A 12,024-nucleotide genomic window follows, 5' to 3' on the forward strand; every position below is an offset into this window, starting at 1 on the left:
CCGGCCCGCCCTCGTACTCACACCGGGGTGCGCGAAGGCGGGCCGCCCGGCCTTTCGTCCGGGTCGGGCCGCTCCCCTACGCGGTGGTGCCGGGGCCGGAGCCCGTTCCGGAGGCGGCCTTGATGCCCTTGGTGATGTCGTCCATGACGGAGAGCGCGGGCGCCTTGGAGTTGACGTCGAATCCGGACCGCACCACGATCATCAGGTCCTTCGAGCGCGGCGACGGGAAGGCCAGCGACTGGACGTACCCGTCGTCGCCGTTCTTCGTCGCCACCTTCCAGCGCACCAGGTAGCCCTGTTCACCGGCCACGGTCACCGGCCCGGACTTGAGTTCATCGTGCGAGGTGATGCCGCCGTAGATCTTCTCGCCGTACGAGTCCGTGGCGTTGGCGGAGATGTCCTTCACCGCCGTGGCCTTCGCGGTCGTGGTGTCGAGCTTCAGGCCCTTCGCGGGCATGGAGAACACCCCGCCGCGCACACACTTCTCGGACGCGTCGCCGGGACACGGGTACTCACCCGTCGTCACCCCGGCACCCGCGACCCCGGAGCTGCCGTTCCAGCCGTCCGGCACCGGAATGCTGATCCCGCTGGCCAGGTCGGTGGCGTAGCCGTCCTCGGTCCCCGGCATCCGCTGCTCGGGGGCGCCGCTCCCGCCGCCGCCTCCCGGTGCGCCCGGCCCGCGACCGGGCGGGTCGGAGGGGGCGGTGGACGGGGCCGTGGCCGCGCGCTCGTTGTCGTCGCCGGACTTGTCGGACAGCAGGAAGACGCCGCCCCCGATGGCGGCGAGGACCACCACCCCGGCGGTGATGCCCAGTCCGATGCGCATCCGCCGGCGCCGGACCGTGGCGGGCGGCACACGGAGCTGGTCGGTCCACCGGGTGCCGTCCCACCAGCGTTCGTGGACGGGGCCGATTCCTGTATACCCGGGGTCTGGGTGCCAGCCGGGCGGGCTCATCTGGGTCACGCGCCCCACCGTAGAACGACTGCGTGAGAATCGCATGAATCAGCTGTGCCGGATCGATGAGGTCGGCGGGGTTGTCCGCCGTCCCTGTGGGAGGCCGAACGATGAGTGAAGAGACAGCCGTGCGGATCGAGCGCGACGGGCCGGTGTTCACCGTGGTCCTCGCACGGCCCGAGGTCCGTAACGCCGTGGACGGGCCGACCGCCCGGCAACTGGCCGACGCCTTCCGGGAGTTCGACGCAGACCCGGACGCGTCCGTCGCCGTGCTGTGGGGCGAGGGCGGTACGTTCTGCGCGGGCGCCGACCTGAAGGGGATCGGTACGGCGCGGGGCAACGAGGTCCTGGCCGACGGCGACGGGCCGATGGGGCCGACCCGGATGCGGCTGAGCAAGCCCGTCATCGCGGCCGTCTCCGGCCATGCTGTGGCCGGAGGGCTGGAGCTCGCCCTCTGGTGCGACCTCCGGGTGGCGGAGGACGACGCGGTGTTCGGGGTGTTCTGCCGCCGCTGGGGTGTGCCGCTGGTGGACGGGGGAACAGTGCGGCTGCCGCGGCTGATCGGTGAGAGCCGGGCCATGGACATGATCCTCACCGGGCGGCCCGTCCCGGCCGCCGAGGCGTACGCGATGGGGCTCGCCAACCGGATCGTGCCACCCGGCGAGGCACGCGGTGCGGCGGAGCGGCTCGCCCATGAGATCGCCGCGTTCCCGCAGTTGTGTCTGCGCCACGACCGGCTCTCGGTGCGCGAGCAGCACGGTCTGGGCGAACGGGAGGCGCTGGCCCAGGAGTACCGGCACGGCCTGGTGCCGCTGACCGCGGGGGAGACGCAGGCCGGGGCCGAACGCTTCGGAGGCGGCGCCGGCCGCCACGGATCCTTCGACGGGTGACGGCCGGAGTCCTCGTCGCGTTCGCCGCCCGGTCCTCCGGCCGCCGGACGGGAAAACGTGGCGACGCCCCAGCTGCCGGCTTCTAGGCTCGGCGGATGTCGACCCACACGTACCCCGACAAGCCCCGGCCCGGCGACCGCGTCGCCGTGCTGTCTCCCTCCTCCGGCCTCCCCGGCATCCTGTCGCTGCCCCATGAACTGGGGCTGCGCAGGCTCCGGGAGGACTTCGGCCTCGAACCGGTGGAGTACCCGACGACGCGGAAGATGGGCTCCACCCCGCAGGAACGCGCCGCCGACATCCACGCGGCGTTCGCCGACCCCGGCATCAAGGCCGTGATCTCCAGCATCGGCGGCGACGACCAGATCACCGTGCTGCCGCACCTGGACCGCGACCTCCTGCGCGCCAACCCCAAGCCGTTCTTCGGGCACAGCGACTGCACGAACCTGCTGGTGTACCTGGAGAACCTGGGCATCGTCGGCTACCACGGCGGAACGGTCATGGTCGAGCTGGGGCGTCCCGGCGCGATGCACCCGCTGACCGCCGACTCCATGCGGGCCGCTCTCTTCACCCGGGGCGACTTCGAACTCACCCCGCCCAAGGAGTCCAACGGGGAGAACGGCCGGTGGGAGGATCCGCGCACCTTCGACTCCGAACCCGAGATGCGGCCCTGCGGGGGCTGGATCTGGCACAACGCCGACGGCCGGAACGTGAAGGGCGCGAGCTGGGGCGGAAGCCTGGAGATCCTCTCCTGGCTGCTGATGGCCGATCGCGAGATCCGGCCGGTGGACAGCTACGCGGGACGGGTGCTGTTCCTCGAAACGAGCGAGGAGATGCCGTCGGCCGACGAGGTCTACCGGATTCTGCGGAACATGGGCGAGCGCGGGCTGCTCAGGCAGTTCCCCGCCCTCCTCATGGGCCGGGCCAGGAACTGGTCGTTCGAGCAGCCGCTCGGCATCGAGGAGGGGGAGCTGTACCGCACGGAGCAGCGGAAGGCGGTGCTGCGGGCATTGGACGAGTACGCCCCCGAGACCATGGCCGTCCTCGATGTCGACCTCGGTCACACCGACCCCCAGCAGATCATTCCGTTCGGCGGCCGGATCGAGGTGGACGGAGCCGGGCGCCGCATCGTCGTCACCTACTGAGCCGGCAGTACCCGCAGTGGGCGGGCAAGCGCCTGCCGGGCGGGCATCGCCTCTTTGGTCCGACCATATGTGGTGTGTGACATAGTTGAAGATCCGGCGGCAGAGGCGACGGCAACCGGACGATTCCGGCCGAGGCAAGGGGTGACGGATGCCCGTCGAATGGCAACCCGTACGGCAGTCCCGTACGCATGAGCTGGTGCTCCAGAGCATCGAGCAGCGGGTGTTCGCCGGTGAGCTGAGGGCGGGCGACCGGCTGCCGCCCGAGCGTGAGCTCGCCCCGGTGCTCGGGGTCAGCCGGTCCGCACTGCGCGAGGCGCTGCGGGTGCTGGAGACCATCGGTGTGCTGGTCGCGCAGCCGGGCCGGGGGCCGGACGCCGGGGCGCGGATCGTGCGCCATCCCGACGACGCGCTCGGCCGGCTGCTGCGACTGCACTTCGCGCTCGGCAGCTACAGCCTGGAGGACGTCCTTGAGGCGCGCGTCGTGCTGGAGCGGTCCAGTTTCGAGGCGGCCGCGCGCAACGCCTCCTCGGAGGATCTCGACGAGGCGGAGGCGCTGGTCGTACGCATGGGGGAGCCGGGCGTCCCGGTCCTGGAGTTCAACGATCTGGACACTCGGTTCCATGTGCACATCGCCCGCAGCTCCGGCAATGAGCTGACCTCCACGCTCACCTCCGCCGTCCGTGAGTCGGTGCGACCGCTGATCCTGCGGGCGCTGGAGGCTGCCGAGGACTGGCCGGCCACGGCCGCCGCGCTCAACGCCGAGCACACCGAGCTGCTGAGGCTGGTGCGCGCGGGCGAGGGCGCGAGCGCCGCCGACCTGGTCGAGAAGCACATCCGCAGCCTCCACGGCACGCTGGTCGACGAGAACTCCGACCGGGCGCCAGGAGATTCCTGACACATCCACGTACGGCTCCGGCCGGATGAACCGGAGCCGTACGGTCACGATCATGCGATTGTCAGGTGCATGTTGATCCATCCATGGCCCGGTGGCTCGCGGCGCCGCATCCTTCATGTTCCGGACCGAGGCTAGTATGGTCGGACCATAAAGATGGAGAAGCGATCGGAGAGACCCCCCATGCGCATCGGACTCTTCGCCACCTGTCTGGGAGACACGCTCTTCCCCGAGGCGGTGAAATCGACCGCGGTCCTGCTCGCCCGGCTGGGCCACGACGTGGTGTTCCCGCCGGGGCAGACCTGCTGCGGTCAGATGCACGTCAACACCGGCTATCAGCGCGAACCCGTCCCCCTGGTCCGGAACTTCGCCGACCAGTTCGGCGACGCCTCGATCGATGCCGTCGTGATGCCGTCCGGATCGTGCGCGGGCTCGGTCCGTCATCAGCACGAGATCGTCGCCGAACGGTACGGGGACGCGGCGCTGCGCGCGGGCGTCGCCACCGTCAAGGCCAAGACGTACGAGCTGTCGGAGTTCCTCGTGGACGTCCTGGACGTGGACGACGTCGGCGCGTACTTCCCGCACCGGGTGACGTACCACCCCACCTGCCACTCCCTGCGCATGCTGCGCGTCGGTGACAAGGCGCTGAAGCTGCTCCGCGCCGTCGACTCCATCGACCTCGTCGAACTCCCCGAGGCCGACTCCTGCTGCGGATTCGGCGGCACCTTCGCCGTCAAGAACGCCGAGACGTCGACCGCGATGCTCCAGGACAAGATGCGCAACATCGCCACCACCGGGGCCGATGTCTGCACGGCGGGCGACTCGTCCTGTCTGATGCACATCGGCGGCGGGCTCTCCCGCATCAGGTCCGGCACCCGCACCCTGCACCTCGCGCAGATCCTCTCCGCCACCCGCACCTCGCCGTACGTCCCAACGGAGGCCGTCCGATGAGCAGCACCTTTCTCGGTATGCCCGCGAACCCGCCCCATTCCCCCTACGGAACGGGCAATCTGCGGGGCGACCGGAAGTTCCCCGAGGCGGCCCACGACGAACTGCGCAACGAACAACTGCGCCGCAACCTCGGCCGGGCCACCCGCACCATCCGCGCCAAACGCCTCGACGTCACCGGCGAACTGCCCGACTGGGAAGCGCTGCGCGACGCGGGTTCGGCCATCAAGACCGACACCATGAACCGGCTCCCCGAACTTCTGGAGCAGCTGGAGCGGAACGTCACCGAGCGCGGCGGCACCGTCCACTGGGCGCGCGACGGCGTCGAGGCCAACGAGATCGTCGCCCGGCTGGTCAGGGCGACGGGCAGCAGCGACGTCATCAAGGTCAAGTCGATGGCCACCCAGGAGATCGGCCTCAACGAACACCTCGAATCGGTCGGCATCACCCCGTACGAGACCGACCTCGCCGAACTGATCGTCCAGCTCGCACACGACAAGCCGTCGCACATCCTGGTGCCCGCGATCCACCGCAACCGCGACGAGATCCGGCAGATCTTCCTCAAGGAGATCCCGGGCGTCGACCCGAGTCTGGACAACGTGCCGGCGCATCTCGCCGCTGCCGCCCGCGCCTACCTGCGCGAGAAGTTCATGACGACCAAGGTGGCGGTCTCCGGGGCCAACTTCGGCATCGCCGAGACCGGAACCCTCGCCGTCGTGGAGTCCGAGGGCAACGGCCGCATGTGCCTGACGATGCCCGACACCCTGATCACCGTCATGGGCATCGAGAAGGTGCTGCCGCGCTATCAGGACCTCGAAGTGTTCCTGCAGTTGCTGCCGCGCTCCTCCACGGGCGAGCGGATGAACCCGTACACCTCGATGTGGACCGGGGTGACGCCGGGCGACGGACCGCAGGAGTTCCATCTGGTTCTGCTCGACAACGGCCGCACCGCCGCGCTCGCCGACCGGATCGGACGCGAGGCCCTCAACTGCATCCGCTGCTCGGCCTGTCTCAACGTCTGCCCGGTGTACGAACGGGCCGGCGGCCACGCGTACGGATCGACGTACCCCGGACCGATCGGCGCTGTCCTCACCCCGCAGCTCGCCGGAATGCACGCGGCCAAGAACGACCCCAACAGCTCGCTGCCGTACGCCTCCAGCCTATGCGGCGCCTGCTTCGACGCCTGCCCGGTCAAGATCGACATTCCGTCGCTCCTGGTCGAGCTGCGCCACCAGCACACCGAACAGTCCGGCACCACGGCGGAGAAGCTGGCCATGAAGGCCGCGGCCACCGTCATGAAACACCCGAAGCTCTTCACGGCCGCGCAGAAAGGGGCGGGGATCGGCCGCGTCATCGGCGGGCGGGACGGCAAGATCTCGCATCTCCCGCCGCCGTTCGACGGCTGGAGCGAGAGCCGGGACACCGAAGTGCCGCCGAAGCAGACCTTCCGCTCCTGGCTGGCATCGGCCGAGGGCGCCGCGACGATGCGGGCCGCCGCGGGCGAGTTCGAACAGAACCGCAAGAAGAAGGAGGAGGAGAAGTGACGACCGCTCGCGAAACGGTGCTGGGCAGGATCAAGGATGCCCTCTCCCTCGCCCCCACCCCCGACATCGCCGTCCCGCGGGGCTACCGCACCGGCCGCACCCTCCCCGACGACGAACGCCTGGCCCTCTTCACCGACCGGCTCGTCGACTACAAGGCCACCGTGCACACCTGCACCGCCGACCGCACCGCACACGTCGTCGCCGAGGTGCTGCGGGAGCGCGGGGCTCGGCGGATCGGTGTGCCGGCCGGGCTCGACGCCGGCTGGCTCGACGCGTACGACGGCGAGGTACAGCAGGACTCCGACGGCATCCCGGCGCCCCGGCTCGACGCGTTGGACGGCGTCGTCACCGCCTCAGCCGTCAGCTGCGCCGAGACCGGCACCATCTTCCTGGACGGCTCGCCGGACCAGGGACGGCGGGCGCTTTCCCTGGTCCCCGATCTGCATGTCTGCGTCGTCGATCTGTCGACGGTCGAGGCCGGCGTGCCGGAAGCGGTGGCGCGCCTGGTGCCGCAGCGGCCGACGACCCTGATCAGCGGGCCCTCGGCCACCTCCGACATCGAACTGGAGCGGGTGGAGGGCGTGCACGGCCCGCGCACCCTGGCCGTGGTGATCAGGACGGACGCGTAGGGCCGCCCGACCGGCGGGCGGGGTGCGCGGCGGTCACGGGGCACTCCCGCGCCGCGCACCCCGGTGCTCACCCGTGCGTGACCGTCACCGGCTCGAAGCCGATACGTGTCGTCGCCCCGTCCCGTGCCCAGCGGACCTCCACGATGTCCCCGTCCACCGCCACCGCGTCCACCACCGCGTCGAGCGGTGCCGCGTCGGGCTCCGCGGTCAGCGAGGCCAGCGCCACCAGCACCACCGGGCCCGAGGCGGACGCGGACAGCCGGGGCACCACCGCCCAGGGCGTGTACGCGGTGCCCTGCGGAGCCCGTACCTCGTCCCGGGACTCCCAGCCGTGCAATCCGTGCAGCTCGGAGGTCAGGGCGTCGTCACGGCCGGTCGCCCAGCCCGTCTGCTCCACCCGGGCCCCGTCCGGCGCGCCGAGCACCCGGTGCACCCGCAGCTCGTGGCGCCCGCGCACCACGGTGACGCTCTCCACCCGCAGCCCCGGCACCATCGGCGAGCCCGATGTGAACACCGGACGGTGCCAGGAGGCGGCCCAGCCCCAGCCGTCGCCGCCACCGGCGCCCAGCGCACGGACGACCCGGCGACCGCTGCGGGCCCCGGCGACGACCACGGCCAGATGGTTGTCCGCCGCGTTCCCCCGCGACGTGGGGCCGGTGACCGTGGAGTACGACTGACGGCTGTACAGCGGATCGTCCTGCGCACCCGACTCGCCCTCGTGCGGAGGCACATGGTCACTGCCGTGGTTGTGCAGCCGTACGATCCCGTCCGCGCGGGTGGACTGGACGAGCAGCCCGGGCGCGGGCAGTGCGAGCACCCGGTCGGGGCCCTCGCTCGGCGCGGGCTCCTCGGTCGCCGTCCACAGCGGATGGCTTTCGGGGGCGAGCAGCGAGACGAACGCCTTGGACGCCCAGTACGGCGACGCGGGGGCCGAGTAGTTCTGCAGCGACGCCTCGTGCGGGCCGTGCCAGCCCAGGTTCAGCAGCCCGTCCGTACCGGTCGCGCCCCGGTCCAGGAAGTAGCGCAGCGACCCGTTGATCAACCGCCGCGAGGCGCCGGGCGTGAGCGGGGTGTGCCCGCTGACGGCGCCGAGCGCCACCGACGAGGCGGCCGCGAAGCGGTAGGTCAGCGAGCGGCCGAAGTGGATCGGCGCACCGTCGCCGCCGAACAGCAGCGAGAAGCCCTCCAGGTGCTCGCGCAGCCGGGCGCCGTAGTGCGCGGACAGCCCGGCGTCGCCCGACAGATGTGCGTCCAGCACCGGGTAGAGGTGCAGCGCCCAGCCGTTGTAGTGGTCGAAGGACCGGCCGTCGCCGTCCGAGTACCAGCCGTCGCCCCGGTACCAGCCCTCCAGCAGATCGAGGGCGCGCTCCTTCGCCCGCGCCGTCTCGGCGTCGCCACGGCCCACGGACTCCAGGAAAGCGGCCACGGAGTAGGGGAACAGATACCAGTTGTTGGGGGCGGGGGTGTGCCGCAGCGCGTCGCGCAGCCACGCCTCGGTACGGTCCTGGACCCCGGCGTCCAGCCGGTCCCAGAGCCACGGCCGGGTCAGCCGCAGACCTATCGCCACCGAGGCGGACTCCACCATGGGCTGGCCGAAGACGGTGTGGTCGCGGATCAGCGGCCAGGACTCGGCGTCGTCGCGGCCGGGGCTGCGGGTACCCGCCGCGAGACCGTCCGCGTACCGGTCCAGCCAGCCGTGCGGGTCCTTGCCCTCCGCCCCGGCCACCCGGAAGGCGGCGGCGAGGAGGGTGCGCGCGTATCCCTCCAGACCGTCGGAACGCACACCGGACGCGGACGGCCGGCCCGGCAGGTCCAGCAGGGCGCCGCCCGGAGTGGCCCACTGCCAGGCGGCCCGGAGCATCCCGTCGGCAGCGGCCTCCCAGTGTGCGCGGGTGTAGCCGGTGTACGGGCTCGACTCCCGGTCGTCCGCCGGGAGTTCGATGGGTGAGATCGGATGCGGAGCGGTCATGCGAGGAATGCCAGCCTTTCGCGTCGTACGGAATGGGCGAAACCGTCGCCCGCGGCCCAGCGGTCGATCTCGCCGACCGCGAGGCCGACCAGTCGTTGCCATTCATTGCCCTGCGAGCCTGCGAGGTGCGGGGTGATCAGAGCGTTGTCGCAGTCCCAGAGAGGGTGCGCGGCGGGCAGTGGGTCGGGATCGGTGACATCGAGGATCGCCCGGATCCGGTCCTGCCGGAGTACGTCGGTGAGCGCGTCCTGGTCGACGACGGCGCCCCGTGCGGTGTTGATCAGCACGGCGTCCGTGCGCATCGAGGTGAGCAGCTCACGGTCGACGAGTCCGCGGGTGGACGGCAGCAGCGGGGTGTGGACGCTCACCACATCGCTCTGCGCGAAGAGTTCCGCGAGGCCGACCGGCCGCACACCGAGCGCGCCGGCCTCCGCGTCGGTGACATACGGATCGTGCAGCAGGACGGGCAGGTCGTAGGGGCGCAGCAGTTCGATGACCCGCCGGCCGATCAGCGAGGCGGACAGGATGCCGACGGTGCGGCCGTGGTTCCCGACCGTGGCGGGAGTGGCGAGCCAGTTGTCGCGGCGGCGCTCCGCACGGTACTCACGGGCCCGCTCCAGAACCCGTTTCCCCGAGAGCAGGATCATCGCGACGGTGTACTCGGCCACCGGCAGGGCGTTGGCGGCGGCCGCCGACGACACCTCGATGCCGCGGTCCCAGCACTCCTCGGTGATGTGTCCGCGGACACTGCCCGCGGTGTGGACGACCGCGCGCAGACGCGGGGCGGCGGCCAGCGCGGCCGCGTCCAGCGGCGGACAGCCCCAGCCGGTGACCAGGATCTCCACGTCCGCCAGTACCTCGCGGGCCCGGTCGGTGGAGAAGTCTTCGAGGGCGGGGAGTTCCGCGAGATCGCAGACCTCGCCGAGCGCGGCCAGGGACCGGGCGTCGAGGAGCGCGGTCGCGGCGCCCGGCTTCATGGCCACGGCGGCGCGCGGCCGGTTCGGGGTGAGGGGAGCTTCGGGGGAGGCAGGGCTGGTCCTGGGCATCTTTCTCCTGGCAGAGGGATGGGACGATGGCGGTGCCCCGGTCATTTCACGGCACCGGCGGTGAGCCCCGACTTCCAGAAACGCTGGAGCAGGGCGAAGGCGAGGATCAACGGCAGGACCGCGAGCAGCGAACCCGCGGGGACCTGCTGGGAGTCGACCTGGACGGTGCTGCGGGTGTGGTTGAACGCGTCCACCACGTCCTGACTGCCGCGCAGCGCGGACCAGAAGGAGATGCGGGTGGGACGCCTGCCGCCTCCGCCTGCCGTGGTCCCGGTGCCGCGGGTGCCGACCGCCCCCGACGGTCCGCCGCCACAGGCGCCGAGCGCACCCGCCAACGGCAGGGCGGCGTTCGTGGCGAGCACGGATCGACGGCTCTGTCGACCGGGCATGTACGCCTCCCGCGGCTGCTGCTGAATCGGCTCACGGGGAATCCTGATCGGCTGATCGTTACTGGTCAAGAGATCGCTCAGAAGAAGATCAAAGCGGTCAAACGATCATCCGGTGGAACGGGGCGGCCCCTGGGCCGATCCACGCACCTTCAGCGTGGGCAGCAGCTCCGTGCGGCGCACCGGACCGCTCGCGCCCGCTGCGCCGGACAGCCGGTGGAGCAGCAGCTCGGCGGCCGCCCGTCCGATCTCCGCCTTCGGCGGCGCCACCGCCGTCAGCGGCGGGCTCCCGAGCGCCGCGACCACGTCGTCGTACGCCACCACCGAACAGTCCCGGGGCACCTCGACACCGCTCTCCGCCAGCCGCTGCACCAGCATCAGCGCGTCCACGTCGCCGTGCAGCACGGCCCCGGTCACACCCCGCTCCCGCAGCAGCGCGGCGAGGTCGAGCACGGCACCGCCGACGGCCGCCGAGGCGGACCCGCGGGGCTCCGCCGGGGCCGGATCGGCCGGGCCCGGCACGGCCTGCGGGGAACTCAGCACCACCGACCACTCCGCCACCTCCGGGTGGGCCGCAGCGATCTCGGCGAACGCGGTACGGATGCTGCGCGCCGTCGGACTGTCGTCCCGGGCGGCCAGCACGATACGGCGATGTCCCAGCGACACCAGATGGTCCACGGCGAGGTGGATCCCGTACCAGTGATCGGAACAGACGGAGTCCAGGGCGTGCAGCGCGCTGCCCGGCCGGGGCCGCCGCTCCATCAGTACGGTCGGCACCCCCACGTTCGCGAGCCAGCCGTAGTCCAGCTCCTCCGAGCGGGCGCTGCGCCAGCGCGGTGCGATCAGCAGCCCGCGCGCCCCGTCCGCCAGCGCCCGCTCCACCAGTGGACGTTCGGCCCCGGCCGACGGCGGTGCGATGTGCAGGGCGATCCGGATCCCGGACTCCTCCAGGACGGAGCGGGCGCCGTGCAGGGTCTCGTACAGGTACGTGTGCCGCTCCGGGACGACCAGGGCGACCGCCCCGGCGTCCCCGGCCGGCTCCTCGCCCCGGGCCGCCGGGACCGCGGCGGTCGGAACCGGCTCCCGCACAGGGCGGGCCACCCCGTGCCCGCGGCGCAGCCGCCCGTCCCGGGCCAGCTCCTCCACGTCCCGCCGGACCGTGACCACCGAGACATCGAGCTCGGCCGCGAGCGCGCTGACCTTGACGGCGCCGCGCGACTCCACCACCGACAGGATTCGCTGCCGCCTGAGTTCAACCGGCTCCCGCATGCTGCTGGCCCCCTCGCCGTACCGCCACGCACTGTTCGTTTGAGCGCTTCCGGTGAGCGCTCGGCACGCAGCATAGCGATCGGCCTCCGGCCGCCCACGGCTGCGGACCGCCCCGTACACCCCACCCGCCCCAGCGGGCACCCTTGCCACTCCGTCACAACGCGACCTAACGTCAACGGACTTGAGACCGAATGCCGAGGGGAGGGGCACATGGAGATCAAGAAGGTCGTGGTCCGCGAGGAAGAAGCGAAGAACCGCGAACGGCAGACGATCGAGAAACGTCCGACGCGCTGAACCGGTGTGCTCCGGTCCGGCCGGACAGCGACGAAACAGGCGGACGCCGGGCGGGGCCCG

10 protein-coding genes and 1 pseudogene are annotated in these 12,024 nt (G+C 71.8%); 6 read left to right on the top strand and 5 right to left on the bottom strand.

The window, feature by feature from the left end; genetic code table 11:
- Nucleotides 1–76 precede the first annotated feature (76 nt).
- Complete coding sequence (locus ACFVH0_RS15720; RefSeq protein WP_385820577.1) at nt 77–955, bottom strand: DUF2510 domain-containing protein; 879 nt, start codon at nt 953–955, stop codon at nt 77–79.
- Nucleotides 956–1,065: 110 nt separating this feature from the next.
- On the opposite strand from ACFVH0_RS15720, the gene ACFVH0_RS15725 reads away from it, so the two are divergent.
- The 6 genes from ACFVH0_RS15725 to ACFVH0_RS15750 all read left to right on the top strand — a co-directional run bounded on the left by ACFVH0_RS15725 (nt 1,066) and on the right by ACFVH0_RS15750 (nt 7,000).
- Nucleotides 1,066–1,845: a crotonase/enoyl-CoA hydratase family protein gene (locus ACFVH0_RS15725; protein WP_385820405.1), complete on the top strand. Its 780-nt coding sequence runs from the start codon at nt 1,066–1,068 to the stop codon at nt 1,843–1,845.
- Nucleotides 1,846–1,940: 95 nt separating this feature from the next.
- Nucleotides 1,941–2,987 (top strand): S66 peptidase family protein, encoded by a 1,047-nt coding sequence (locus ACFVH0_RS15730; protein ID WP_385820407.1) that lies wholly within the window; start codon nt 1,941–1,943, stop codon nt 2,985–2,987.
- 148 nt (nt 2,988–3,135) lie between these two features.
- Nucleotides 3,136–3,882 (top strand): FadR/GntR family transcriptional regulator, encoded by a 747-nt coding sequence (locus ACFVH0_RS15735; RefSeq protein ID WP_385820423.1) that lies wholly within the window; start codon nt 3,136–3,138, stop codon nt 3,880–3,882.
- 180 nt (nt 3,883–4,062) lie between these two features.
- A complete protein-coding gene (locus ACFVH0_RS15740; RefSeq protein WP_385820425.1) occupies nt 4,063–4,830 on the top strand; it encodes a (Fe-S)-binding protein in 768 nt (255 codons plus the stop codon).
- Nucleotides 4,827–6,371, top strand: coding sequence for a lactate utilization protein B (locus tag ACFVH0_RS15745; RefSeq protein ID WP_385820427.1), 1,545 nt, complete (start codon nt 4,827–4,829; stop codon nt 6,369–6,371). Before ACFVH0_RS15740 ends, ACFVH0_RS15745 begins: the two co-directional genes overlap by 4 nt.
- On the top strand, nt 6,368–7,000 hold the full coding sequence (locus tag ACFVH0_RS15750) for a lactate utilization protein C (RefSeq protein WP_385820429.1): 633 nt from the start codon (nt 6,368–6,370) through the stop codon (nt 6,998–7,000). Before ACFVH0_RS15745 ends, ACFVH0_RS15750 begins: the two co-directional genes overlap by 4 nt.
- Before the next feature lie 67 nt (nt 7,001–7,067).
- Here ACFVH0_RS15750 and ACFVH0_RS15755 read toward each other — a convergent pair whose 3' ends face one another.
- The 4 genes and pseudogenes from ACFVH0_RS15755 to ACFVH0_RS15770 form a co-directional block, all read right to left on the bottom strand.
- Nucleotides 7,068–8,969, bottom strand: coding sequence for a DUF2264 domain-containing protein (locus ACFVH0_RS15755; protein ID WP_385820431.1), 1,902 nt, complete (start codon nt 8,967–8,969; stop codon nt 7,068–7,070).
- A complete protein-coding gene (locus tag ACFVH0_RS15760; protein WP_385820433.1) occupies nt 8,966–10,015 on the bottom strand; it encodes a hydroxyacid dehydrogenase in 1,050 nt (349 codons plus the stop codon). Before ACFVH0_RS15760 ends, ACFVH0_RS15755 begins: the two co-directional genes overlap by 4 nt.
- A 41-nt stretch (nt 10,016–10,056) precedes the next feature.
- Nucleotides 10,057–10,149: pseudogene (locus ACFVH0_RS15765) on the bottom strand (carbohydrate ABC transporter permease); the annotation flags it as partial.
- A 360-nt stretch (nt 10,150–10,509) separates the two neighbouring features.
- Nucleotides 10,510–11,670, bottom strand: coding sequence for a substrate-binding domain-containing protein (locus ACFVH0_RS15770; protein WP_385820434.1), 1,161 nt, complete (start codon nt 11,668–11,670; stop codon nt 10,510–10,512).
- Nucleotides 11,671–12,024: the final 354 nt, after the last annotated feature.

Origin of the sequence: Streptomyces sp. NPDC127117, assembly GCF_042677325.1 — a bacterium.
Taxonomy (GTDB): domain Bacteria; phylum Actinomycetota; class Actinomycetes; order Streptomycetales; family Streptomycetaceae; genus Streptomyces.